The organism is Plantactinospora sp. WMMC1484 (genome assembly GCF_049315195.1).
In the GTDB taxonomy this organism is placed as follows: domain Bacteria; phylum Actinomycetota; class Actinomycetes; order Mycobacteriales; family Micromonosporaceae; genus Plantactinospora.
The window spans coordinates 2,586,999-2,612,198 of record NZ_CP186055.1; the positions used below are offsets into that span (position 1 = coordinate 2,586,999).

General features: G+C 71.3%; 20 protein-coding genes. 7 read left to right on the forward strand and 13 right to left on the reverse strand.

Features of this window, described 5'->3' with window-relative positions; translation table 11 throughout:
• Window positions 1-236: 236 nt before the first annotated feature.
• On the forward strand, window positions 237-5,285 hold the full coding sequence (locus ACN28C_RS11475) for an NAD-glutamate dehydrogenase (protein ID WP_422773476.1): 5,049 nt from the start codon (window positions 237-239) through the stop codon (window positions 5,283-5,285).
• A 63-nt stretch (window positions 5,286-5,348) separates the two neighbouring features.
• On the opposite strand, the gene ACN28C_RS11480 is transcribed toward ACN28C_RS11475, so the two are convergent.
• The 4 genes from ACN28C_RS11480 to ACN28C_RS11495 form a co-directional block, all read right to left on the reverse strand.
• Window positions 5,349-6,083: a class F sortase gene (locus tag ACN28C_RS11480; RefSeq protein WP_422774623.1), complete on the reverse strand. Its 735-nt coding sequence runs from the start codon at window positions 6,081-6,083 to the stop codon at window positions 5,349-5,351.
• A 1-nt stretch (window position 6,084) separates the two neighbouring features.
• Window positions 6,085-6,882, reverse strand: coding sequence for a hypothetical protein (locus tag ACN28C_RS11485; RefSeq protein ID WP_422773477.1), 798 nt, complete (start codon window positions 6,880-6,882; stop codon window positions 6,085-6,087).
• Window positions 6,883-7,134: 252 nt separating this feature from the next.
• Window positions 7,135-7,866: a class F sortase gene (locus ACN28C_RS11490; protein ID WP_422773478.1), complete on the reverse strand. Its 732-nt coding sequence runs from the start codon at window positions 7,864-7,866 to the stop codon at window positions 7,135-7,137.
• A complete protein-coding gene (locus ACN28C_RS11495; RefSeq protein WP_422773479.1) occupies window positions 7,850-8,626 on the reverse strand; it encodes a hypothetical protein in 777 nt (258 codons plus the stop codon). Before ACN28C_RS11495 ends, ACN28C_RS11490 begins: the two co-directional genes overlap by 17 nt.
• A gap of 699 nt (window positions 8,627-9,325) precedes the next feature.
• Here ACN28C_RS11495 and ACN28C_RS11500 point away from each other — a divergent pair.
• The gene (locus tag ACN28C_RS11500; protein ID WP_422773480.1) at window positions 9,326-11,089 is read left to right on the forward strand and encodes a glycoside hydrolase family 6 protein; all 1,764 of its coding nucleotides are present in this window, start codon (window positions 9,326-9,328) and stop codon (window positions 11,087-11,089) included.
• Between the two features lie 123 nt (window positions 11,090-11,212).
• Here ACN28C_RS11500 and ACN28C_RS11505 read toward each other — a convergent pair whose 3' ends face one another.
• The 7 genes from ACN28C_RS11505 to ACN28C_RS11535 all read right to left on the reverse strand — a co-directional run bounded on the left by ACN28C_RS11505 (window position 11,213) and on the right by ACN28C_RS11535 (window position 16,996).
• A complete protein-coding gene (locus ACN28C_RS11505) occupies window positions 11,213-11,581 on the reverse strand; it encodes a hypothetical protein (RefSeq protein ID WP_422773481.1) in 369 nt (122 codons plus the stop codon).
• Window positions 11,582-11,768: 187 nt separating this feature from the next.
• Window positions 11,769-12,050, reverse strand: a complete 282-nt coding sequence (locus ACN28C_RS11510) for a hypothetical protein (RefSeq protein WP_422773482.1) — start codon at window positions 12,048-12,050, stop codon at window positions 11,769-11,771.
• Window positions 12,051-12,082: 32 nt separating this feature from the next.
• Entirely contained in the window at window positions 12,083-13,714 is a 1,632-nt protein-coding gene (locus ACN28C_RS11515; RefSeq protein WP_422774624.1) for a sodium:solute symporter family protein, read from the reverse strand.
• Between the two features lie 222 nt (window positions 13,715-13,936).
• Window positions 13,937-14,560 (reverse strand): IS630 family transposase, encoded by a 624-nt coding sequence (locus ACN28C_RS11520; RefSeq protein ID WP_422774625.1) that lies wholly within the window; start codon window positions 14,558-14,560, stop codon window positions 13,937-13,939.
• Window positions 14,524-15,015: a winged helix-turn-helix domain-containing protein gene (locus tag ACN28C_RS11525; RefSeq protein WP_422768684.1), complete on the reverse strand. Its 492-nt coding sequence runs from the start codon at window positions 15,013-15,015 to the stop codon at window positions 14,524-14,526. The genes ACN28C_RS11520 and ACN28C_RS11525 overlap by 37 nt, the downstream gene beginning before the upstream one ends.
• A 119-nt stretch (window positions 15,016-15,134) precedes the next feature.
• Window positions 15,135-16,379, reverse strand: coding sequence for a hypothetical protein (locus ACN28C_RS11530; RefSeq protein WP_422773483.1), 1,245 nt, complete (start codon window positions 16,377-16,379; stop codon window positions 15,135-15,137).
• Between the two features lie 14 nt (window positions 16,380-16,393).
• Entirely contained in the window at window positions 16,394-16,996 is a 603-nt protein-coding gene (locus ACN28C_RS11535; RefSeq protein WP_422773484.1) for a hypothetical protein, read from the reverse strand.
• 388 nt (window positions 16,997-17,384) lie between these two features.
• On the opposite strand from ACN28C_RS11535, the gene ACN28C_RS11540 reads away from it, so the two are divergent.
• The 5 genes from ACN28C_RS11540 (at window position 17,385) to ACN28C_RS11560 (ending at window position 22,984) form a co-directional block, all read left to right on the forward strand.
• A complete protein-coding gene (locus ACN28C_RS11540; RefSeq protein WP_422773485.1) occupies window positions 17,385-18,638 on the forward strand; it encodes an MFS transporter in 1,254 nt (417 codons plus the stop codon).
• A 186-nt stretch (window positions 18,639-18,824) separates the two neighbouring features.
• On the forward strand, window positions 18,825-21,596 hold the full coding sequence (locus tag ACN28C_RS11545) for a nitrate- and nitrite sensing domain-containing protein (protein WP_422773486.1): 2,772 nt from the start codon (window positions 18,825-18,827) through the stop codon (window positions 21,594-21,596).
• The gene (locus tag ACN28C_RS11550; protein ID WP_421497435.1) at window positions 21,597-22,019 is read left to right on the forward strand and encodes a roadblock/LC7 domain-containing protein; all 423 of its coding nucleotides are present in this window, start codon (window positions 21,597-21,599) and stop codon (window positions 22,017-22,019) included.
• On the forward strand, window positions 22,009-22,401 hold the full coding sequence (locus tag ACN28C_RS11555; protein ID WP_422773487.1) for a DUF742 domain-containing protein: 393 nt from the start codon (window positions 22,009-22,011) through the stop codon (window positions 22,399-22,401). Before ACN28C_RS11550 ends, ACN28C_RS11555 begins: the two co-directional genes overlap by 11 nt.
• A complete protein-coding gene (locus ACN28C_RS11560) occupies window positions 22,382-22,984 on the forward strand; it encodes a GTP-binding protein (protein WP_422773488.1) in 603 nt (200 codons plus the stop codon). Before ACN28C_RS11555 ends, ACN28C_RS11560 begins: the two co-directional genes overlap by 20 nt.
• 77 nt (window positions 22,985-23,061) lie before the next feature.
• On the opposite strand, the gene ACN28C_RS11565 is transcribed toward ACN28C_RS11560, so the two are convergent.
• Together ACN28C_RS11565 and ACN28C_RS11570 are read right to left on the reverse strand one after the other, a co-directional pair.
• Window positions 23,062-23,706 (reverse strand): LutC/YkgG family protein, encoded by a 645-nt coding sequence (locus tag ACN28C_RS11565; protein WP_422773489.1) that lies wholly within the window; start codon window positions 23,704-23,706, stop codon window positions 23,062-23,064.
• Window positions 23,703-25,154 (reverse strand): lactate utilization protein B, encoded by a 1,452-nt coding sequence (locus tag ACN28C_RS11570; protein ID WP_422773490.1) that lies wholly within the window; start codon window positions 25,152-25,154, stop codon window positions 23,703-23,705. Before ACN28C_RS11570 ends, ACN28C_RS11565 begins: the two co-directional genes overlap by 4 nt.
• Window positions 25,155-25,200: the final 46 nt, after the last annotated feature.

Genomic DNA, 25,200 nt, shown 5'->3' on the forward strand with positions numbered 1-25,200 from the left:
GGGTGGAGATCACTGCCGTTGGCACGTGCCGGACCGGTTGTCCGCCGCACGGATCGGGTGATGGCGGAGCGTGCGTGGGTACTCCGGGGCGGGCGTGTCGGGTGCCCGCACCGCAGGAAAGGACATCACTCGGATCCGACATCCGGCCGCCGGTCCACCGACAGAGGGGCTTATCGGTAGGGCCTAGTCTGGGCGGAGAGTGACCCACGGCGTGGTGGGTCGAGGGGAGTTGCACGATGGACCGGCGTCCGGCGATCTCACCGGAACCCGTCCTTCGGCCGGAGGATGCCGGCCGGGACGACAGCTACGACGCGGCGATCGACGACGACGGGGCGGGCTCTCGACTCGCCTCCGGCGTCACCGGTGTGCCGGGGGCCAGCATCGACACGCTCTACGATCTCGGACTGCCGCCGGAGGCCCTCGTCGACGACGTCGAGGACGCCGACCTGGACGAGCCGGTGCCGAACGCCGAGCGGCTGGTCGCCCAGGCGGTGGCGCTGGCCGGCGACGACCACGACGCGGCGACCCTGGTCGACCGGTTCTGGCGCTTCGCCCCGGACGAGGAGCTGATCGGGTTCACCGCGGAGGAGATGCTGACCGCGGCCCGGGAACACCGGGATCTCGCCCAGCAGCGCGTACCGGGTGAGCTGAAGCTGCGGATCCGCGAGCCGGACGAGGACCAGCAGCACACCGTGATCGAGATCGTCACGGACGACATGCCCTTTCTGGTGGATTCCGTCACCGCGCTGCTGACCGGGCACCACCTCGACGTGCACATGCTGGTACACCCGCTCGTGGTGGTCCGCCGCGAGCCGCTCGGCAGGTTGACCGAGGTCGCCGCCGACGTCGAGCCGGACGACGCGATCGACGGCGACATCGTCGAGAGCTGGATGCGGATCGAGATCGACCCGGTGCGCGGCGAGGCCGACCGGAACCGATTGCGCGCCGAGCTGCAGCGGGTGCTCACCGACGTCCGCGAGGCGGTGGAGGACTGGCCCAAGATGCGCCAGCGGGCACTCTCCCTCGCCGACGAGCTGGCCGCCGCCCGTACGTCGGAGAACCGCCCACCCGTGCCGGAAAAGGACATCACCGACTCGGTGGAGCTGCTCCGCTGGCTCGCCCACGAGCACTTCACCTTCCTCGGCTACCGCGAGTACCGGCTGATCGAGACCGAGCAGGGGCCGGCGCTGGAGGCGATCCTCGGCAGCGGGCTGGGCATCCTGCGCCAGGACTCCACCACGCCCCGCACGCTCTCCTCGATGACGCCGGAGGCGCACCAGAAGGTGACCGAGAAGCGCCTGCTGATCATCACGAAGGCGAACTCCCGGGCCACCGTGCACCGCTCGGCCTACCTCGACTACATCGGCTTCAAGATCTTCAACTCGGCGGGCGAGGTGGTGGGGGAGCGGCGCTTCCTCGGCCTGCTCGCCACTGCGGCGTACCGGACCAGCGTCCGGGAGCTGCCGGTGGTCCGGCGCAAGGTCGCCGAGGTGCTGGACCGCTCCGGGCTGAGCCCGCGCAGCCACTCCGGCAAGGACCTGCTGCAGATCCTGGAGACCTATCCCAGGGACGAGCTCTTCCAGATCAAGACCGACGACCTCTACCACGCCGTCGTCGGGGTGCTCCGGATGGCGGGCCGCCGGCAGCTGCGGGTCTTTCTGCGCCGGGACGGCTACGGGAGGTTCATCTCCTGCCTGATCTACCTGCCCCGGGACCGGTTCACCACGCAGAACCGGCTGCGGATGCAGGAGATCCTGCTCCGCGAGCTGAACGGAATCGGCGTCGACTACACCACCCGGGTCACCGAGTCGATGCTGGCCCGGGTGCACTTCATCGTCCGGACCGACCCGTCCAACCCGCCCGGCGAGGTGGACGCGGACCTGCTGGCCGAGGAGCTCGCCGACGCGACCCGACTCTGGGACGACGACTACCGGCTGGTGCTGGAGCGCAAGCTCGGTGACGAGCAGGCCAAGCAGCTCTTCACCCGGTACGCCGACGCCTTCCCCGAGGGCTACAAGGACGGGCACACCCCGTACGAGGCGATGAAGGACCTGGCAAAGCTCGAACTGCTCGAGGAGCCGGGCCAGCTCGAGATGCACATGTTCCGCAAGCACCAGGCGGCCCGGCCGGGCGGGCCGGCCCCGGCCACCACAGTGGAGGACGTCCGGTTCAAGGTCTACCGGTACGGCGAACCGATGGTGCTCTCCGCCGTGCTGCCGGTGCTGCACTCGCTCGGCGTTCGGGTGATCGACGAGCACCCGTACGAGGTGGAGCGGATCGACGGCCGGATCTACCTCTACGACTTCGGCCTGGAGCTGCCGGATGGCGCTCGGGACCTGACCGAGGTACGCCCGCACGTGGAGAACGCCTTCTCCGCCACCTGGCGGGGCGAGGCGGAGGTGGACGGCTTCAACGAGTTGGTGCTGCGCGGCGGCCTGACCTGGCGGCAGGTGGTGGTGCTGCGGGCGTACGCGAAATATCTGCGCCAGGCCGGCACGGTCTTCTCGCAGGACTACATGGAGTCGACCTTCATCGCGTACCCGCAGGTCGCCGCCTCGCTTGTGGAACTCTTCGAGGTGCGGTTCTCCCCGACGCTCGGGCTGGGCGCCGAAGAGCGCAACCTGCGGAGCAAGGAACTGGTCACCTCCATCAACCAGCAGCTCGACGACGTGAGCAGCCTGGACCAGGACCGCATCCTGCGGTCGTATCTGACGCTGATCCAGGCGACCCTGCGGACCAGCTTCTACCAGCGGCGCACCGACGGGCGGCCGAAGTCGTACGTGGCGTTCAAGCTCGACCCGCAGGCCGTGCCCGACCTGCCGGCGCCCCGCCCGAAGTACGAGATCTTCGTCTACTCGCCTCGTTTCGAGGGCGTGCACCTGCGGTTCGGGCCGGTGGCCCGGGGTGGCATCCGCTGGTCGGACCGGCGGGAGGACTTCCGGACCGAGGTGCTCGGCCTGGTCAAGGCACAGATGGTGAAGAACGCCGTGATCGTGCCGGTGGGTGCCAAGGGCGGCTTCGTGCTCAAGCAGAAGCCGGGTGACCGGGACGAGGCGGTCGCCTGCTACCAGGGCTTCATCTCGGCCCTGCTGGACGTGACCGACAACCTGGTCGGCGGGCAGATCGTGCCGCCGCACGACGTGGTCCGGCACGACGCCGACGACCCGTACCTGGTGGTGGCGGCGGACAAGGGCACCGCCAGCTTCTCCGACATCGCCAACGAGATCTCGATGCGGCAGGGCTTCTGGCTGGCCGACGCCTTCGCCTCCGGCGGCTCGGCCGGCTACGACCACAAGAAGATGGGGATCACCGCCCGGGGTGCCTGGGAGTCGGTGAAGCGGCACTTCCGGGACATGGGGATCGACACCCAGAGCCAGGACTTCACCGTGGTCGGCGTCGGCGACATGTCCGGGGACGTCTTCGGCAACGGGATGCTGCTCTCCGAGCACATCAGGCTGGTGGCCGCCTTCGACCACCGGCACATCTTCCTGGACCCGGATCCGGACCCGGCCGTCTCCTACGCGGAGCGCCGCCGCCTCTTCGACACGCCGCGCTCCTCCTGGGAGGAGTACAACGCAGAGTTGATCAGCGAGGGCGGCGGGATCTATCCGCGTACCGCGAAGTCGATCCCGATCAGCCCGCAGGTCCGGGCGGTGCTCGACCTCGGCGACGTCGAGTCGATGTCGCCCCAGGAGCTGATGAAGGCGATCCTCTGCGCTCCGGTCGACCTCTTCTGGAACGGCGGCATCGGCACCTACGTCAAGGCGTCGTCGGAGTCGAACGCCGAGGTCGGGGACAAGTCCAACGACGCGATCCGGGTGGACGGCAAGGACCTGCGTTGCCGGGTGGTCGGCGAGGGCGGCAACCTGGGCTGCACCCAGGTCGGCCGGATCGAGTACGCGCTGGCCGGCGGCCGGATCTTCACCGACTTCATCGACAACGCGGCCGGGGTGGACACCTCGGACCACGAGGTGAACATCAAGATCCTGCTCGGCGCGGCGGTCGCCGACGGCGAGCTGAGCGGTCCCGACCGGGACGCGCTGCTGGCCGAGATGACCGACGAGGTCGCCGAGCTGGTGCTCCGGGACAACTACGACCAGGCGCGGGCGATCGGCAACGCGCAGGCGCAGGCGGCCTCGCTGCTGCCGGTGCACCGCAGGATGATCTCGGACTTCGAGCGCGCCGGTCACCTCAACCGGGAGCTGGAGGCGCTGCCGCCGGACGAGGAGCTGGCGGCCCGCGGCGACACCGGACTGACCGCGCCGGAGTTCGCGGTGCTGCTCGCGTACGTCAAGATCGTGCTGGAGCGGGAGATCCTGGCCGACACGTTGCCGGACGAGGAGTGGACCTTCCAGGTGCTCTCCGGCTACTTCCCGTCCCCGCTGCGCGAGCGGTACGCCGGCCGGATGCCCGAGCACCGGCTGCACCGGGACATCGTCACCACCGTGCTGGTCAACGAGGCGGTGAACCGGGGCGGCATCTCCTTCATCTACCGGGTGGTGGAGGAGACCGGCGCGACGCCCGCCGACGTGATCCGGGCGTACGTGGTGGTCCGCGAGGTCTTCGGGCTGCGGCAGGTCTGGGCCGACATCGAGGCACTGGACAACAAGGTGCCGACCGATGTGCAGACCGCCGTCTACCTCGACACCCGCCGACTGCTCGACCGTGCGGTGCGGTGGCTGGTGACCAACCGGCGCTCGCCGATGGACGTGCCGGCCGAGATCTCCCGGCTGCACGACGGGGTGTCCCGGCTCCTGCCCCTGCTGGACAGGCTTTTCTGCGGCGGCGAGCGGGCGGCGCTGGAGGCACACGTCGACATGTGCGTGCGGCGCGGGCTGCCCCGGGAGCTGGCCGAGCGCTCCACCCGGCTGATGTACAGCTTCGGCCTGCTCGACGTCGTGGAGACCGCCACGGCGACCGGCCGGGAGGTGGGCGAGGTGGCGGCGGTCTACTTCGTTCTCTCCGACCGGTTCCGGGTCGACTCGCTGCTGTCGAAGATCTCGCTGCTGCCCCGGGAGGACCGCTGGCAGACGCTGGCCCGGATGGCCCTGCGCTACGACCTCTACGCGGCGCTGGCCGCGCTCACCGCCGAGGTGCTCGGCGCGACCTCGGGCGAGCTTCCGCCGGCCGAGCGGGTGCGGGAGTGGGAGGAGTCGAACTCGATCTCGGTGGGCCGTACCCGTAGGGCGATGGGCGAGTTCGACGAGTCCCGGGCCGATCTCTCCGCGCTGTCGGTGCTGCTACGGCAGATCCGTACCCTGGTGCGGACCTCGGCCGCCTCCTGATCCGCCCGCTGGACCTGGTCGTACCGGGCCGGCAGGCGGCCGGCCCGGTACGCGCGGTCGCAATCAGCGGAGCCGGGTCGCGGAGACGACGATGTTGTGTGGATAGCTGCCCTTCTTGCGGTCGAAGGTGCCGCCACAGGTCACCACCTGGAGCTGGGCGGTCTCCGCGTCCCCGTAGACCAGTTCGGACGGAAAGTCCGTCTTCGGATACGACGTGACGGCGTCCACCGTGAAGCGGGCGACCTTGCCGTCCTTGCGGGTCACCTCGATCCGGTCGCCGCGCTTCAGCGAGCCGAGCCGGAAGAAGACCGCCGGCCCGATCGCGGCCGAGTCGACGTGCCCGACCACGACCGCGTTGCCGATCTCGCCGGGGCTGGCGCCACCCTTGTACCAGCCGGCGAGCCGGGCCTCCTTCAGCGACGGCACCTGCACGGTGCCGTCATCCTCCACCCCGAGAGGGATGATCTTCGCGTTCACCTTGATCTTCGGGATGGTGATCCGGACCGGCTCGGAGCGGGGTAGTGCCACCGCCGGGGGCGGTGCGGGCAACCCGGGAAGCGGGCCGGAGGCGGTGCCAGGGGTCGTCGTCGGGGTCGGAATGGCCGTTTCCGGGCCGGGCGCTGGCTGCGCCGACGCCTCGCCGGCCTCGGTCAGGGCGGGCTGCGGCGGTTGCGCCGGTGCCGGGTTCAGCCCGGCGGTGAGCAGCGCGGTCCCGCTGAGCGCGAGGAGGGCGACCAGGGTGACGCCGGCGGCACGCCACGGTCGCCCGTGCCGGCCGCCGGCGCGCCTGGTCGGCACGTCAGGCGAGTGAGCCATCGGTACGACGCCGCCGGATCATCAGGAAGCCACCGAGCGCGGCCGCTCCCAGCAGACCCGCACCAGCGGCTACCCGACTCTGGTCGGTGCTGGCGCCACCGTCACCGCCGTTCACCCAGCCCTTGGGCAGCACGATGATCTTGCCCTTGCCGTCGCAGGCACCCCAGGCGGAGTAGTGACCGGGCTTGGTCTTGTACGACACCTTGGCCCAGCCCCAGTAGGTGGCCTCGTCGCCGTACGCGGCCTGGCCGCCCTGGCCGCCCTCCGGCTGCGCACCGGCACCCTCGTCGGCGCCGTCCGGCGCCGCGGGCTGCGCCCCGTCGGGCAGCGGCGGCTGTCCGTCGTCCGGTGGCAGCGGTGGCTGTCCGCCGTTGGGCGGGAGCGGTGGCTGTCCGCCGTTCGGTGGCAGCGGTGGCTGTCCGCCGTTGGGCGGGAGCGGTGGCTGTCCGCCGTTGGGCGGCAGCGGTGGCTGTCCGCCGTTCGGCGGCTCCGGCGGCTGGACGTCGTCGGGCACCCGGACCCCGTCCTCCAGAGGCTTGAGCCAGATCTTGCCGGTGACCTTCGACGAAACCCAGGGCTTCTCCACGGGACGGTCACACTTCAGGATGATCTTGAATTTGTGCCCTGCCTTCACCCCTTTGGGCACGGTGTAGATGTGTCCGCCCTCCTCCCCGTCGTACGGGCCACCGTCGGCGAGGGCGGTCCCGGGTGCGCAGATCAGTAGGGCTGCGGCGCCCAGGCCGGCGCCGGCCATCACCTTGCCCAGCAGCTTGTTACCCATGACTCGTAGTCACTTCCTTCCCCGTTTTGGTTGCTCGACGGCCAGTCGAGCCAGGAACGACGCTAACCACTTTGTGAGCTGATGTCGTGATTACGAGTAATTCCCCGGAAAGCTCACCTCTGGGTGGTAAAGGATATTGGCTCCGAGCGTGTCCGGATCGGCGTACCAGAGCAGGGGACAGCGTCGGGCGCTGTCCCCTGCGGGCCCGGGATGCCCCGGGCGCCGTCGTGGGCGGAGTCGGGTGAGAGCCGCCTACCTGGCGAGCCTCGCGAAGGCGATGACGTTGTCCGGATAGGAGCCGGTCCGCTCGTCGAAGTCTCCGCCGCAGGTCACCAGGCGGAGCCCCGGGGTCTCGCTCGGGCCGTAGACGAGTTCGGTGGGGAAGGCGCTCTTCGGGTACGACTTCACGCCCTCCACCACGAAGCTGGCCAGGCTGCCGTCCCGCCGGATCACCTCCACGCCGTCCCCGGGCAGCAGGGCACCGAGCCGGAAGAAGACCGCCGGCCCGACCTCCCGGGAGTCGACGTGCCCGACGATCACGGAGTTGCCGGGTTCGCCGGGAGTCGGGCCCAGTTGATACCAGCCGGCCAGTTCCGCCCTGGTCAGTGGCGGCACCTGCACCATGCCGTCCGGGGTGAGCCCGAGCGGCAGGATGGTCGCGACCACGCCGATCTTCGGAATTCTGATCATCACCGGTTCCGACCTGGCCAGGCCGGTACCGCCGGTGAGCTCCGGTCCGGGGGGCGCAGAGGCGTCCCCGGGGCCGCCCACCGGACGGTCGCCGGAGAGCCGGTCAGGATTGTCCGGTGCGGCACCAGCGCCCGGCGCGGGCGGAGCGACCGGATCCGGCGCGGCGACCGCAACACCGATCAGACCGGCGCCGACCAGGGCCAGCGCCGCAACGAGGGCGGTGCCGGCGGTGCGCCACGGTCTCCCGGGGGCGCCGCCGGCACGGCCCGCCGTCGCCTCAGTTGGGCGACTCATCGGTACGGCGCCGGCGCAGCAACGCCAGTCCGCCGAGCGCGGCCAACCCGAGCATCCCGGTGCCCGCGACGGCGAGGTTGTCGCCGCTACCGGAGGGCGTGCCGCCGGCACCGCCGTCGACCCAGCCCTTCGGCGCGACGACCAGCTCGCCCTCGCCACAGGAGCCCTTGAGCTCGTACGACCCCGGCTCGGCGTCCCGTGGGACGGTGACCGTGGTCCCGTACTCGAAGCCGGTCCGCCCGCCGCCGGTCCAGCCGTCCGGGCCGGCTGCCCGGTGATCGGCACCGGGCCGGCCGCTCGCCGACGGGGACGGCGCCGGGACGGCACCGGCAGACGGGCCGGGCGGCGAGGGTGTTTCCTGCTTGTCGTCCTCGCCCTTGTACTCCCCGTAGTCGCCGGAGTTCGAGGGCCTCTCGGTCGCCGCCGTCTCTCCGCCGCCTTCCCGACCGTCCCCGCTCTCCCCGGACCCCCCGCCGGCCGGGTGGCCGTCGCGGTGCTCGGGTGTCAGGTCCACCTTTCCGGTGACCCGCGACCACAACCACGCGTGCTGCTGTGCCTCGGGACAGACCTCGACAACTTCGATCTTGTCTCCGGCCTTTACGACGTGCGGTTTCGTGAAGATCCGGCCCGCGTGGCCGGACCGCTGCCCCTCCGGGGGGTACCCGCCGTCCGCGAGCGCCGCCGAGGGGGTGAAGACGAGTAGCGACGCGCCACCGAACGCGGCTGCGGCGATCACCTTGCCGAGGAACTTCTTGGACATGACTTCCGTCATCCTTCCGTCTTGCCTCAACTCGCCGGCAGACGAGCCATGACTGAGAGTAGCGAGTTTGTGAGTTTTCATCTTATTTTCGTCACATTTCCCCGATTAGCCCCGGACGCGGACTGCCCGTGCTACCTGGGGCCTCTGGCGGCGTACCGGCCGGCTCGCACCGGCTGCGCCGGCTGGCCGGAGCAGGCGCGATTCGCCGCGATTGGCGCCGATCACCTGATCCGGGGGACTGCAGCCGGTCTGCCGGAATCGCCCGGCCCTCTTCGTGCGGTTGACGGCCCGGTCCCGGGGGGCGAGAGTGGGGGGCAGCCCTCGTCCGGGATGCCTCCACTGTGTCCGTCCGGGCCCGCCGTCCCAGGTCGGCAGAGGTGAGCGCGGCAGGTCCGGACGAGCAGGGAATCGTCATCCATCAGTGTCGGGGTGTTGTGGTGGAAGCGCTCCCATGCAAGAATTCATCCACTGTGCTGGGGGAGCCACACCGCGCAGCAGAGACGCCGAGGGCAGCCGGTTCACCGGACGGCGTCACCACGGCCGCCAGCCGCGGCCGGCACCACCACCACATGCGCCCGTCCGGGTCGGGCAACTTGCAATCCCCCATGGCGTCCACGGAGTACCCCACCTGACGTGACGTCCGTGACCGCCGCGCCGGTTCCGCCTGTCGTGACCGGCTGGCCCAAGGAGATCAGTGGCATGAATTTACGGAGTAGACTGTCCGTCCGGCAGAAGGCCGTCGCGGTGGCAGGCGCCAGCGCTTTGGTCGCCGCCGGTCTGGTCACCATCCCGGCGTCGATGGCGCAGGCGGCCCCCGGGTGCAGTGTCACCTACACCGCCAACCAGTGGCAGGGTGGCTTCAGCGCCAGCATCACGATCCGGAACGTCGGTGACGCGATCAACGGCTGGACCCTCCGCTTCACCTTCCCCGACAGCGGCCAGCGGGTGACCCAGGGCTGGTCGGCGAACTGGACCCAGTCCGGCAGCCAGGTGACCGCGACGAACCTGTCCTGGAACGGCAACCTGGCCACCGGCGCCTCCACCGGCATCGGGTTCAACGGCTCCTGGAGCGGCAGCAACCCGGCGCCGACGTCCTTCAGCGTCAACGGGACGACCTGCAACGGCACCGCGCCGACGAACCCGCCGACGAACCCGCCGACGAACCCGCCGACGAACCCGCCGACCGGCAACCCGACGAACCCGCCGACCGGCAACCCGGGCCAGCGGGTCGACAACCCGTACGCGGGCGCCCGGGGTTACGTGAACCCGGAGTGGAAGGCCAAGGCGGAGAGCGTCTCCGGCGGCAGCCGGATCTCGAGCAACCCGACCGGCGTCTGGCTCGACCGGATCGCGGCGATCAACGGCACCCCGGACAGCAGCTCCAACGGCCCGATGGGCCTGCGGGCGCACCTGGACGAGGCGCTGGCGCAGAACGCCGGCTACATCCAGATCGTCATCTACAACCTGCCCGGCCGGGACTGCGCGGCGCTTGCCTCGAACGGTGAGCTTCCGGCGGACGCACTGCCCAGGTACAAGACCGAGTACATCGACCCGATCGCGGCGATCATGGGAGACTCGAAGTACCGGAACCTGCGGATCATCGCGATCATCGAGATCGACTCGCTGCCGAACCTGGTGACCAACGTGGCGCCGCGGGAGACCGCGACGGCGCAGTGCGACACGATGAAGGCCAACGGCAACTACGTCAAGGGTGTCGGCTACGCCCTGGCCAAGCTCGGTGCGGTCCCGAACGTCTACAACTACATCGACGCCGGCCACCACGGCTGGATCGGTTGGGACGACAACTTCCGGGCCTCCGCACAGATCTTTGCCGAGGCCGCCCGGGCCGAGGGCAGCACCACGGCCAACGTGCACGGCTTCATCGCCAACACCGCCAACTACTCGGCCACGCTCGAGCCCTACCTGAACGTGACCGAGCAGAACCGGCTCTCCAAGTGGATCGACTACAACCGGTACGTGGACGAGCAGCGCTTCGCCCAGGCACTCCGCACCGAACTGGTCTCGCAGGGCTTCGACCGCAACATCGGTATGCTGATCGACACCTCGCGTAACGGTTGGGGTGGCTCGGCTCGGCCCACCGGCCCGGTCACCAGCGGCACCGTGGACCAGCAGGTCGACGGCTCCCGGATCGACCGCCGGATCCACCTCGGCAACTGGTGCAACCAGAGCGGTGCCGGCCTCGGCGAGCGGCCGCGGGCCAACCCGGCGACCGGGATCGACGCGTACGTCTGGATCAAGCCCCCGGGCGAGTCGGACGGCTCCAGCACCCAGATCGACAACGACGAGGGCAAGGGCTTCGACCGGATGTGCGACCCGACCTACGGTGGCAACCCGCGTAACAACAACAACATGACCGGTGCGCTCTCCGGCGCCCCGATCTCCGGTGCCTGGTTCCCGGCACAGCTCACCCAGCTGATGCAGAACGCCTACCCGGCGCTCTGATCCGACGGCACCAACTGGGGTAGCACGACGAAGTCAGTACCGTCCGGGCGGTCCCCGGGTCGGCGCGGCGACGCGCGGGCCCGGGGACCGTCGCATGTGGCCGAATAGGTGCGGGGCAGCCGGTCAGGGCACCGTCTTCTCCACCGTGGCGGCGGTGCCCTCCCGGTCCAGTTCGTCGCGGGCCCGCCCGACGTTGTCCGGTGTCGGGTCCCGGCCCTGTGCGGCCGCCACGTCCTCCGGATCCCACGGCTGTTCGGCGCCGGTACGGGCGTCGCCGGCACTGCCCGCCCCCTGCCCGTGCGGGTCGCCGAGCAGGTCGTCGGTAGCCGGAAAATCGCCGGGAACATCCTCGACGTCCACGAAGTCCGGATTGTCGGCGCCTCGTCCGCCGTCGGAGGCCAACTGCGGTACGGCGGTCTCGTCCTCGACCGCCGCTGCCACCTCGGGACTCTCCTCCAGCGGCCGGTTCGGCATCGGATCGCGCTCCGTCATCGTGCTGCCCTCCTGTCCGGATGCGGCGTGCGGCTGACCGGTCTTCCGGATCGACTACCCCGGATGACCGGCACCATGCCTGCGCATCCGCCTACCTGCCGGTCGCGCCGGAACACCCGTGCTCCGGCAGCCGACTGCGGTCGGCAACCGGCGTGCGGTGCCGGGAGTCGATCGCGCTGCCGCGAACTCAGCCGTCGCGGTCGACCGGGCGCAGCCACTGCCAGAGCAGGAACCCGAAGCCGACACCGAGCATGGCCAGACCGGCCCAGAGGTTGATCCGGATACCCTGGGCCTTCTCCACCGCCGCCGGGCCGTCGAAGATGCCGGTCACGCCGACGATCACGCCGTACACGACGAAGAGCCCGCCGATCACCCGGCGGATGTCGAACAGCCGGGCGGCGGCCGAGCGGCGCTCCTGGTCGGCCTCGTCCACCGGTGTCTCCGTCGGTGGCCCGTTCTGGTCTTCCATCGCCTCGTCCCTTCTCGCTGTCCTGCCGGCCGTCACAGCACCGGCAGGTAGAGCAGTGCGGATATGGCCAGCGCGATCCCGCCGAGCAGCAGCGGCGAGCGGTACCAACGGGCGTCTCCGGCCAGCACCTCGCCCCCGGGGTCGGCGCGCCCCACCCCGTAGACCAGGCCACGCAACTCGCCCTCCGGCTTACCGGCCGTCAGCGGCGTGATGATCGCCGTGACGACCACGACCAGGACGAAGGCGACGCCTGCACCCCAGAAGCTCTCCTCCAGGTCGGAGTCGAACGGCAGCACCCCGGCCGCGTAGAGCAGATAGGTGGCGAGCGCGCCGAGGGTGCCGACCAGCAGCGACCAGAATCCGGCCCAGGCTGTCATCCGCTTCCAGAACATGCCGATGATGAAGGTCGCGAAGAGGGGCGCGTTGAAGACCGAGAAGAGCATCTGAATGTAGTTCATGATGTTGTTGAACCCGGCGGCGATGAACGCGGTGCCGATTCCGACCAGCACCCCGACGACGGTGGCGAGCCGGCCGACCCGCAGGTAGTAGCCGTCCGACCGGTCCCGCCGCACGTACGCCTGCCAGATGTCGTAGGTGAAGACGGTGTTGAAGCCACTGACGTTGGCCGCCATGCCGGCCATGAAGGAGGCGAGCAGGCCGGTCACCGCCACCCCGAGCACCCCGGTCGGCAGCAGGTCGCGCATCAGCAGCGGGATCGCGTTGTTGTAGGTCAGGTCACCGGTCTCGGCGCCCAGGCCGGTGACGGTAACCACCGCGACGAGGCCGGGGATGACCGTGACCAGCGGGATGAACATCTTCGGGTACGCGGCGATGATCGGCGTACGCCGGGCGGCGCTCATGTCCTTCGCCGAGATCGCCCGCTGTACCTCGGCGAAGTTGGTGGTCCAGTAGCCGAAGGAGAGCACGAAGCCGAGTCCGAAGACGATGCCGATCCAGCTCGCACCCAGCGGGTTCTCGGCGCTGCCCGTGCCCGACCAGGTGTGCAGCCCGGCCTCGCCGAGGTCCGAGCCGCGGACCGCGTCCCAGAGCCCGTCCACCCCGCCGACCTTGACCAGCCCGATGACGGTGATCGGGATCAGGCCGGCGAGGATGACGAAGAACTGGAGCACCTCGTTGTAGATCGCCGAGGAGAGACCGCCGATCGTGATGTACACCAGCACGATCAGCGCACCGACCACGATGGAGACCCAGAGCGGCCAGCCGAGCAGCGCCTGCATGATCAGGGCGAGCGCGTAGAGGTTGACGCCCGCGATCAGCACCTGCGCGACCGCGAAGCTGAGCGCGTTGAGCAGGTGGGCGGGGCGGTTGAACCGCAGCCGGAGGTACTCGGGCACGCTGCGTACCTTGGAACCGTAGTAGAAGGGCATCATCACGATGCCCAGGAAGACCATCGCCGGCACGGCGCCGATCCAGTAGTAGTGCAGGGTCATCAGGCCGTACTGGGCGCCGTTGGCGGCCATCCCGATGATTTCCAGCGCACCGAGGTTCGCGGAGACGAAGGCGAGCCCGGTCACCCAGGCCGGCAGCGACCGGCCGGAGAGGAAGAAGTCGACGCTGGTCCGGATTGCCCGCCGGGCCGCGAAGCCGACGCCGAGGACGGTGCCGAAATAGAGCACCAGGATCAGATAGTCCAGCGCGTTCATGTCCAGCCGCAGGCCGCCGTCCACACCGCCACCTCGTTCACATGCTCGATCCGGCTGCCGCCCGGTGGCAGCGACCGCCGGAGGCGAGGGGCCTACTACCCGAGGTGAGGAGAATTCACGCCTGAAGCGTGTGGCGAGCCCTGAGCCGTCGACGGGGTGCAGGAAGGGCTCCCGCCACGCCAGGAGGCGATACAGCGGTTGAAAGTCTGGGGTCTGTTTCGGTCATGGTGGTTCCGGTTCCAGGCTGAGTCCGGTCTGGGTGAGGAAGCCGGGGATCAGGTCGGGTCGGTACTGGATGCGTTTGAGTCGGTTGCGGATGATCGCGGCGAGGTGGTCCACGCCGTCGACGGCGAGGTTGCCGAGGCTGGACTTCATCGTTGACCACAGGCCCTCGACGGGGTTGAGGTCGGGTGCGTACGCGGGTAGTTGGACCACGGTCAGCCACCGGTGGCGGGCGGCGATGAGCTGGCGCATCGCGGTGCTGGTGTGGGTGTTGACTCCGTCCCAGATCAGGATGATCGGGGCGTGGAGCCGGTGGTGCGCGGCGGTGATCAGGGTGGCGTAGTCGTCCTCGGACAGGCTGCGGCGCTCGCCGGTACGGTTGCGGTGGACGCGCAGGCGGTAGAAGACGTGGCCGCGCTGGCCGGGTTTGTAGGCGATCAGTCCGGCGATCGAGATTCGGCCTGAGCCCTTGCCCGATACCCGCACGGTGGGTGTGTGGCCCGTGCGGGCCCAGGTTCGGGCCCTGGACGGGCGCAGGGTCTGTCCGGCCTCGTCTTCGAAGACGATCCACGCCCTGGTCGCCGCCGCTAGCCTCGTACCTTGGCCCAGGTCGTGGCCCGCCAGTCGGCGATCGCGTCCTCATCGCGCTGGACGGCTCGGTGTGTGGGTACCTGAGGGGTGTAGCCCATGCGGTGCAGCAGGTAGGACACGCCGCGCAGGGTGTAGGAGACGTGGAACAGTCGGCCGATCAGGGTGGCGACCCGGGCCAGGGTCCAGCGTTGGTCCTCGATCCAGCCGTGTGCGGCCGGGCCGAGGTCCAACTCCGCTCGTAGCCGCAGTAGCTGGTCCGGTGAGAGCCGGGAGACGTTTCCACCCGGGCCGGTCGAGGCCAGGGCGGTCATCCCACCCGCACGCCAGCGGCGTCGCCACTGGTAGATCGACTTCGTCGACACCCGTAGCCGGGCCGCGACCTGCGCCGCCGGCACATCGACGGCGAACATCCGCGCGGCCTGCATCCGTACCTGCTCCCGCTTGGCCCGTCCGGCAGCGGACAGGCCACCACTATCGGCGTACCTCACACCCCAGGTATAGATCGACACCGACCGGTCGTCCATAGTGGTTGATCACAGGCGATCGACCGAGCCAGACCCCAGCCATTCAACCGCTGTAGCGGGAGCCCTCGGTCGCACCGCGACGGTTACCGGCCGAGCAGGCGGTCCAGGAAGTCGCGGTGGCGGCGTACCACCATGCGGAGCTGCTCGGTGTCGGTGGTGCCGTCGCGCTGCCAGTCCCCGATGTCGTCGCGCTGGCGGCTCAGGGCGGCGGTGACGGCCTCGACGGTCTCCTCGACCACGCGGTGCGCGTCGGCGGTGGCGCCCGGCGGGTCGTCGACGAAGCGCAGCTGCACCTCCCGCCAACGGTCCCGGAAGCCCTGTACCGCCTGCTCGTCCAGGAGCCCGACGATCGGTTCGGCCTGCGGTGCCGTGCCGGGGCGCAGCCCGCCGTCCACGCGGCCGTCCGGGTCGCGGCCGTCCGGGTCGCGGTCGGCGTTGGTCAGCACGTCGGGGTTGCCCGCGCTGAGCACGTTGGGGGTCGGCGGGTGCGCCACCCCGACCGCCACCGTCTGCGCCGGCTCGGCCCGGCCGAGCGGGTCGACCGGCTGGTCGCCCTCGCCCTCGGCGTCGTGCCGGACGTCGGGCCGGGTGGCGGTGGTGGCGTCGGCCGCACCGAGACTCCGGTCCGGCACGTCCGGCTGCGCGACGCCGTCGACCGGCTCGGCGCCGGCACCCCCGGACGGCCGCGTGGCACTGCCGGCGGGCTCGTCGCCGGCACCGTCGATCCGGTCCTCGGCCGGCCCGTCACCGCTGCGTACGGTGTCGTCGTTGCGGGGATCGCGGTGGCTGCCGGCCATCGCCGCCGCCGCCACCGCACCGCCGACCGTGGGCGCACCGAAGCTGGTGGGTACCGGGGCCGGCTCGTGAAACTCCGGCTCGTCGTCGCGGACCTTCCCGGTGTCAACCTCGTCGGCGTCGGCGTCGGCGTCGGCTCCGGCGTGCCTGTCGGCGTCGGCGTCGGCCGGCCCCGCCGTGCCGCGGTCCCCGGGCGAGCGCTCGGGAAGCGCGTCGTCGTCGAGCGCGGCGTCCTCGGTCCGTTCCTCACCCGAGCGGCCCTCGCCCTGCCGGTCGTCCCTGGCGCGTGCCGCCGCGGCCGGATCGGTCGGCCAGGCCGGTCCCGCCCCGCTGGTGGCGAGGTCGCTGTCGTAGGAGCCCCGCTCGTCCAGGGCGTCCGGGCCCTGGTCGCCGGTGCCCTCCGGATACTCCGGCCGGTGCCGGCCCTCGTCGGTGGGGCCGGCACCGACCTCGCCCGGACCGGTCACGGGCACCGGCTCGGAGCGGATCAGGTCGGGGCCGTTCTCGGTGGTCTGCTCTTCCTTCTGGCGCATGACGGCGTTCCTCCTCACCGGCTCGGTACGTCGTGCGTGGTGTCCGGACGGGACTCGACACCGGCCTCGTCCGACGGCTGCTGTACGGGGTCCTCGCCGAGCAGGTCGGCGAAGAGTTCCCGATAGTGCACGACGGCCTGGCGAAGCTGCTCGGTGCTGGCCTCGCCGCGCTCGTTGCGCAGATGGATCTCGTGGGCGTCCCGGTAGTGGCCCAGGGTGCGGGAGTGCTCGACGGAAAGGTGGGAGAGCTGGTCGTCGTACTCCCCGACCGGATATCCACGTTCGGCGATCAGCCGGGTGACCAGTTCGTCCGCCGCACCCACCGCCTCGGCGGGCGAGTCGACGAACCGGGCCTGGATCTCCTCCCAGTCGGCCGCGTACTGGCGGCGGGAGTCGGCGGAGAGCGGGGTGAGGGCGAGGTCGGCGTGCCGGCGTTCGCGCTCCCGGAGTTCGCGTTCGGCGGCCGACCGGCTCTGCTCTTCGGCGACCACCCGGTCGTACTCCGGCCCGAACCTGTTGCGCAGCGCGCGGCGGCGGCTTGCCACCCAGATGGCGGGGACGGCTGCGGCGACGGCGAGGACCACAAGGACGATGAGGATGACTTCTATGGGCGACATGACTCCTCCTTCGTCTCCTGGTATTCCCGCTCAGCCCTGATCACCAATCCAGATCCGGCACACTTTCGGGCCCGGCGCCGGGAGGCGACGCAGGCAGCCGGAAAACGGCCGGTACAGCGTCCGACCGCCGAAATCGGGCCGAACCGGTGGATGATGTCGTGATCATTGCCCTGCGGCCCTGTCGTGATCATTGCCCTGTGGCCTGTCGTGATCATTGCCCAGCCGCACCGGCCGGGCGCGGTCGTGGCCGCCCGCCGCTACACTCAGCCGCATGACGCAGCGACATTAACTTCCCACCGGAGGCCGGCCCGGCCCGCGCTGCCGGGGCCCGCCGAGGGGCGTTCGTGACCCGATCCGAGAGTCCGAATCGTCCCCGTGGGAAGGTCTCATGCCCGTCGCCCCGTCCGCCGCGCCGACAACCTCTGCGCGGCGATTGACCGTCAGCTTCTACCTGTACGCGTTCCTGGACGAGTTCGTCCTGCTCTACCCGGTCTACGCCCTGCTCTTCACCGACACCGGGCTCTCGGTCGCCCAGATCTCCTCGCTCTTCGTGATCTGGTCGCTGACCGGCATCGTGCTCGAAGTCCCCTCCGGGGTCTGGGCCGATGCCGTGTCACGGCGGCTGCTGCTCGCCGGAGCCCCGCTGCTCGGCGCCGTCGGCTTCGGGCTCTGGGTGGTGGCTCCGTCATACTGGGCGTTCGCGCTCGGCTTCGTGCTCTGGGGCGCCCGGGGCGCGCTGCAGTCCGGTGCCGCCGAGGCGCTGCTCTTCGACGAGCTCGACCGGCTCGGCGTGGCCGACCGGTACGGGCGGGTCATCGGCCGGGCCAGCACCATCGGCCTGCTCGCCGCCCTGCTGGCGATCGCGGTCGCCGGGCCGGTCTTCGCGGCCGGCGGCTACGTCGCGGTGGGGGCCGCCAGCGTGCTCGCCAGCCTGCTCTGTGCGGTCGTGGGCCTGACGCTGCCGGAGCACCGGGCACCGGTGCCGGTCGGCGGGCCGGGCGGGAAGACCGCGAATCCCGGATCGCCCGGTTACCTCGCGATCCTGCGCTCCGCGCTCGCCGAGGCCCGACAGAATCCGGGAGTACGGCGGGCACTGCTGCTCCTGCCGGCGATGCTGGGCATCTGGGGGGCGCTGGAGGAGTACGTCCCGCTGTTGGCCGGCGCGGTCGCACCGGCCTCCGGCGTGCCGCTGCTGGTGCTGCTGGTCTGGCTCGGGGTCATGCTGGGTGGCCTGCTGACCCCGATCGGGCAGCGCCTGCCGGCGGGACGGTTCGCGGTGACGGTCGGAGCGGCTCCGCTCGCCCTGGCCCTGGGCGCGCTGACCAACCGACCGGCCGGCTTCGTACTGGTGGCGGCGGCGTTCTGCGTGTTGCAGATGGCGAGCCTGGTGGCGGACGTACGCCTTCAGGAGAGCATCGGTGGATCGGCGCGGGCCACGATGACCTCGCTGGCGGGGCTCGGCACCGAACTCGTCACGATCGGTGTGTACGGCGGTTACGCCCTCGCATCGACGGTCGCCGGGCATGGCACCATCTTCGCGTTGTTCGCTCTTCCGTACCTGGCCCTGGCGGTGGCGCTGCGGCGAGCCGGGCCGCCGGCGGAGCCCGGGTCAGACGCACGGGAAGGCGTCGAGACAAATTAATAAAGACAGATATCAATGATTTTTCCTCGGTCCGATCAACTCGGAGCCCTCCGTCCAGTAGTGCCGACGCCCTCGATTACGTATCCTGCCGAAGGCACGCGCGCCCGTGACCCTCGGACTCTGGCCGGAGCCGCGGGCCGCCGGTGCGGGTGTCGTCCCTGACACAACCCATTCCGGCGAGGTCTGATGGAAACCCAGAACTGGCCGATCCGCTCGAAGATCGTCGCGCTGGTCGCCGTGCCGATCCTCGCGTTGTCGGCTCTCTGGATCTTCGCGACGACGCTCACGGTCGGGCCGGCGTCGGATCTGCTGGCCGCGCGGACCCTCTTCGACGAGGTCGGCCGGCCGGGCGAGGCGCTGGTGGCGGAGTTGCAGCGGGAGCGCCGGCTCTCCGTGCTCCGACTGGCCGATCCGAACGCCGCCGCCGCCCTCGCCGACCAGCGGATCCGTACCGATCGCGCGATAGTGGAGTTTCGGCGCCGGACCTCGGACGGCGGTGTGCGGGACACCACCGGCGAGCTGCTCGACGCCCGGATCGACCAGTTGCTCACCGCTGTCGACGCGTTGCAGTCCGGCCGGCTCTTCGTCGACCGCCGCAGCGTCGACGCCAGCGGAGCACTGGGCCTCTACAGCGGCATCATCGACGCCGCGTTCCGCACCTTCTCCGCGCTGAGCACCCTCCCGGACGACAGGCTCGACCGGGAGGCGCGCACCCTGACCGAGCTTGGCCGGGCCCGCGAGGTGCTGGCCCAGGCCGACGCGCTGCTCGCCGGGGTCTTCAACGAGGGGCGCTTCGGGCCGGGAGAGCACGCCCAGTTCGTCCAGATCGTCGGTACCCAGCGGTTTCTCTACGCGACGGCGACGGCGGAACTGCCCGACGCCGACCGGGTCGAATACCAGCAGCTCACCGAGGGCGACTCGTACGTCCGGCTGCGTCGGATGGAGGACGAACTGATCGGCCGGGGCAACGGAAACACGCTGCCGGTCCGTGCCACGCAGTGGCAGGGCAGCTACGACTCGGTGCAGCGACAACTGCGCGACTTCGAACTGGCCGGTGCGGAGGCACTCACCGAGCGCAGTCGGCCGGTTGCTGCCGGCATCCTGCTCCGGTTGGGCCTGGCCGGCCTGCTCGGCTTCGTCGCCGTGCTGCTCTCGGTGGTCGTCGCGCTCCGGATCGGACGCTCCCTGGTCCGGCGGCTGACCGGCCTACGTGCCGCCGCGCTGACCATGGCCGACGAACGGCTGCCCGACGTCGTCGCCCGGCTGCGCAAGGGCGAGGAGGTGGACGTCGACACCGAGGCGCCACCGCTGGACTACGGCCAGGACGAGATCGGCCAGGTCGGCCAGGCATTCAACGAGGTGCAGCGGACCGCCATCGCGTCGGCGATCGACGAGGCCGCGTTGCGCCGCGGCCTCCGGGAGGTCTTCCTCAACATCGCCCGGCGAAGCCAGACGCTGCTGCACCGCCAGTTGGCGCTGCTCGACCGGATGGAGCGGCGGGCCACGCAGCCGCAGGAGTTGGAGGACCTCTTCCGGCTGGACCACATGGCGACCCGAATGCGGCGGCACGCGGAGGACCTGGTGGTACTCGCCGGAGCGGCGCCCGGACGGGGCTGGCGCAACCCGGTGTCGATGGTCGACGTGATCCGGGGCGCGATCTCCGAGGTCGAGGAGTACGCGCGGGTCCACCTGGTCAACGTGTCACCGGCCGCCTGTGCCGGCCGGGCGGTCGGCGACGTCATCCACCTGCTCGCGGAGCTGATCGAGAACGCGACGTCGTTCTCGCCGCCGCACACCCGGGTGCAGATCACCGGCCAGGTGGTCTCCAACGGCTACGCGATCGAGATCGAGGATCGTGGCCTGGGCATGGCCGCGGACGCCATCGAGCAGGCGAACCGCAGGCTGGTCGACCCACCGGACTTCGACCCGTCGAACAGCGCCCGGCTCGGCCTCTTCGTCGTCGCCCTGCTCGGCGCCCGGCACGGAGTACGGGTCCAACTGCGCACCTCGCCGTACGGCGGGGTGACCGCGGTCGCGCTCGTACCCGGCGATCTCGTGGTCCCGGAGAGCACCGCCACCGCCCTCTCCGGCGGGCAGGGAGAGGCGTCCGGCGCCGTCCCGGCCGCACAGCGGGGAATCGCCGGCCGGAAGGCTCCGCTGGCCATCGCCGGCCCGGACGCCCCGCCTGCGACGGCCACCCCTGCGACGGCCACCCCTGACCGGGACACCACAGGCGTGGGCGGTCCTGGCACGGCGGTCCCGCCGGAGAGGAGTGTGGCCACCCCGGACGGCGACGAACCGGCCACGGATCCCGGTCCGGATTCCGGACCAGGCGCCGGACTCGGGCCGAGGCGGCAGGCGGGGGCGGCGCTCGCCGCGCTGGTCGCCGCCGCCGGCCCCCGCGAGTCGAAGCCGGCGCCTGCCGCTCCAGGCGAGTCGAAGCCGGCTCCTGCCGGCTTGCGGAAATCGACATCGGCCCCTGCCGCCCCGATGGACTCGACATCGGCCCCTGCCGCCCCGGGGGATTCGCCGGCCGCTGCCGGCATGGAGCCGGGGTCGGTGCACCGGGCGACGGACGACGACACCGTGGTCCTTCCGGCGGTCCCGCCGGGCGGCCCGGTGCGGCCGGTCGTCGCCCCGATCGGCCCGGACGGCCTGCCCCGACGGATCCGGCAGACGAGCCTGGCCCCGCAACTGCGCCACGGCCCGGACGCCAGCTCCGACCGGTCCGCGCGACCGGCCGCCGGCGCGGCCGCCACCGCAGAGCGCGGTGCGGCGCTGGACGAGCCGCAGCCGCGTACTCCCGAGCAGGTCCGGGCGGTGATGGCGGCATTGCAGGCAGGCACGGCGCGGGGACGCCGAGACGCCGAGACGCCGGCGCAGGCCGACGCGGAGACCTCCGATGCCACCTCCCGGATCGCCGATCCGGGAGTCACACACTCTGAAGGGGACGGGTGACTGGTGCACACGACGAAGCCGGGTGCGGACCTCGGTTGGCTGCTCGACGATCTCGTGGAGCGGGTGCCCTCCGCGCAGCAGGCCGTACTACTCTCCGCGGACGGTCTGCTGATGGCCACCTCACGGGAGATGGGCCGGGAGGCCGCCGAGCACATGGCGGCGATGGCGGCCGGCTTCCACAGCCTGGCCAAGGGGGCCAGCCGGCACTTCCAGGCCGGTCCGGTACGGCAGACCGTGATCGAGATGGAGGGCGCCTTCCTCTTCGTCACCGCCGCCGGTCAGGGCGCCTGTCTCGCCGTACTGGCCAGCGCCGCATCGGACATCGGCGTCATCGCGTACGAGATGGCGATGCTGGTGACCCGGGTCGGGCAGACCCTCTCCGCGCCGAGCCGATCGCCCAGGGCGCCGGCAGATGCGCAGTGACGCCCCGGGGCCCCACCACGACTGGCTGGACGACGAGGCCGGGCCGGTCGTCCGGCCCTACACGATGACCGGTGGTCGGGTCCAGCCCTCCGCGGGCCGGTTCGACCTGGTGGCGTACGTGGTGGCTGGTCCGCTGGAGGACGAGGGCGGCGACGATCCGCCGCCCCAGCCGGAGCACCGGGCGATCATCACGCGGGCGCAGCAGCCGGTGACCGTCGCCGACCTCGCCGCCGACCTCGACCTGCCGGTGGGGGTGATCCGGGTCCTGCTCGGAGACCTGATCGCCACCGGCCAGGTTTCGATGTACGACCCACCCACCTCTCGCCAGTTCCCCGACGACGACATCCTCAAGGCGGTGGTCAATGGACTCCGGGCTCTCTGACCAGGAGACGGGTAGGCGGCGCATTCCGCTCGCCCTGAAAATCCTGATCGCCGGTGGCTTCGGGGTCGGCAAGACGACCCTGGTCGGGGCGGTGAGCGAGATCCGTCCACTACAGACCGAAGAGGTGCTCACCGACGCCGGGACCGGCACCGACGACCTCTACGGGGTGGAAGGCAAGCAGACCACCACCGTCGCGATGGACTTCGGCCGGATCACCATCAACGAGGATCTCCAGGTCTATCTCTTCGGCACCCCGGGGCAGGACCGGTTCTGGTTCCTCTGGGACGAGTTGGCGTTCGGTGCGCTCGGTGCGGTGGTGCTCGCCGACACCCGACGGCTCGCCGACTGCTTCCCGTCGGTCGACTACTTCGAGCGCCGGGGCATCCCCTTCGTGGTCGCGGTCAACTGCTTCGACGGCGCCAAGCGGTTCGGCCCCGACGCGGTGCGCGGCGCGCTCGACCTGGACCCGGACGTCCCGGTCGTGCTCTGCGACGCCCGTAGCCGCCAGTCGGGCAAGGTGGTGCTGGTCGCCCTGGTGGAGCACGTCGCCGCCCGGCGAGCCGACCGCGTCCCGGCCAACTGAACCGGCCTGCCGGACCGTCCGTCTGAACGGGCCTGCTGGACCGCCCGACCGAACCGGCCTGCCGGACCGCCCCCACCTCAGCCGCTGACGACCAGCACGTCCAGCCGGCGTGGTCCGTGTACCCCCTCCACCCGGTTGAGCTCGATGTCGCTGGTTGCCGACGGTCCGGAGACCAGCGTGATCGGCCTTTGCGGCGCGGCGAGTCGGGCCAGCGCCTCCGGTACCCCGTCGACCACCCGATCGGCGCGGACCACGCAGAGGTGATGGTCGGGCACCAGGCTGAGCAGCCGCCGCCCCTGGTCGGGAGCGGCGTCCAGCAGCAGCGTGCCGGTCTGCGCGATCGCCACCGCGCAGCCGGTGACCACGGCCACACCGGGGGTGTCGAGGTCGGCCACCGTAAGCGGCTCCGGGTCGCCGTCCCGCCGGATCCGGCCGAGGTACGCCGACAGCCACTCCGCCGGAGCTCCCGGTGGCACCACCACGGTCGGCACCTCACCCAGCAGATCGGTCAACGCCTCCGGCACCTCCCGGGACCCGCAGCGGCGTACCGTGGCCCGGTAGTCGACGAGGCGATCGACCAGCAGGTCGAGAAGCGCCCCGTCCGGCGGCGACCGGTCCGGCACACCGGTCGGACCGGTCCGGTAGTCCCGGGGCACCGGCACCGGCCCGTCGGGGCGGGCGGCCCGGATCCGGGCCAGGATCTCCTGCCGAGCCGATGTCACGCCCGATCACCCCGCCCCGCTCCACCGGCGCGATCCCGCTCACGCTCGGCCCACCAATCCCGGAAGGTCTGCGCCGCCGGAAGCGGGGCGTCCCGGCTCGCGGTCCAGGCCGAGAGCGGCCACGGGAGCCGGCGTACCTGCCCCCGGCGCCCCCCGACCAACCGCAGCGGCGCCGAGCCGCGGCGGGCGGCCCGGAGCGCGGCCGCGTACCGTCGCCGGTCGCGCATGGCCCAGGAGAGCGCCCGCATCGCGGTGCGTTCCGCCGAGGGTCTGCCCCGGCGGGCGTCCACGCCGCGCTGCCGCAGGTGCACCAGCACCTCCGGGATGTCGATCCGGACCGGGCAGGCGTCGAAGCAGGCGCCGCAGAGCGTCGAGGCGTACGGCAGGGTGCGGTTCGCGCCCGCCTCGGGGCCGGTCATCTGCGGCGACAGGATCGCGCCGATCGGACCCGGATAGACCGACCCGTACGCATGCCCGCCGACCCGTTCGTAGACCGGGCAGACGTTCAGGCAGGCCGAGCAGCGGATGCAGCGCAGCGCCTGCCGCCCGACCGGATCGGCCAGCGTCTCGGTACGCCCGTTGTCCACCAGCACGACGTGCATGGTCTGCGGGCCGTCCCCCGGAGTGACCCCGGTCCAGAGCGAGGTGTACGGGTTCATCCGCTCGCCGGTCGAGGAGCGGGGCAGCAGTTGCAGGAAGACCTCCAGGTCGCGGAAGGTCGGCAGCAGCTTCTCCACCCCGACCACCGAGATCAGCGTCTCGGGAAGGGTCAGGCACATCCGGCCGTTCCCCTCGGACTCCACCACGACCAGGGTGCCGGTCTCGGCGACCGCGAAGTTGGCGCCGGAGACCGCCACCCGCGCGCCGAGGAACTTCGCCCGCAGGTGCCGGCGGGCCGCCTCGGCGAGCGCGGGCGGGTCGTCGGTGAGCGCGTCGACGTCGACCCCGGGCATCCGGCTGGCGAAGATGTCCCGGATCTGCCGGCGGTTGTAGTGGATCGCCGGCACCAGGATGTGCGACGGGGTGTCGTCGGCGAGCTGCACGATGAGCTCGGCCAGGTCGGTCTCGACCGCCGCGATGCCGGCCTCGGCGAGCGCCTCGTTGAGGCCGATCTCCTGGGTGGCCATCGACTTGACCTTGACCACCTCCCGGCTGCCGGTCTGCTGGACCAGCCCGGTGACCACCTCGCACGCCTCGGCGGCGTCCCGGGCCCAGTGCACCGTTGCGCCGGCAGCGGTCGCGGCCTCCTCGAACTGCTCCAGCAGCTCGGGGAGGCGGGCCAGTACGTCGTCCTTGATGGCCGCACCCGAGCGGCGCAGCGCCGCCCAGTCCGGCACCTCGCCGACGACCCGGAGCCGCTTGTCCCGGATCGTGTGAGTGGCCCGGCGCAGGTTGGCCCGGAGCTGCCCGTCGGCGAGCTCCCGCCGGGCCGCCACCGGAAACGGCACCGCCGCCACGATGTTCCCCGTGCCCGAGGTGTAAGGAGGGGGCCCT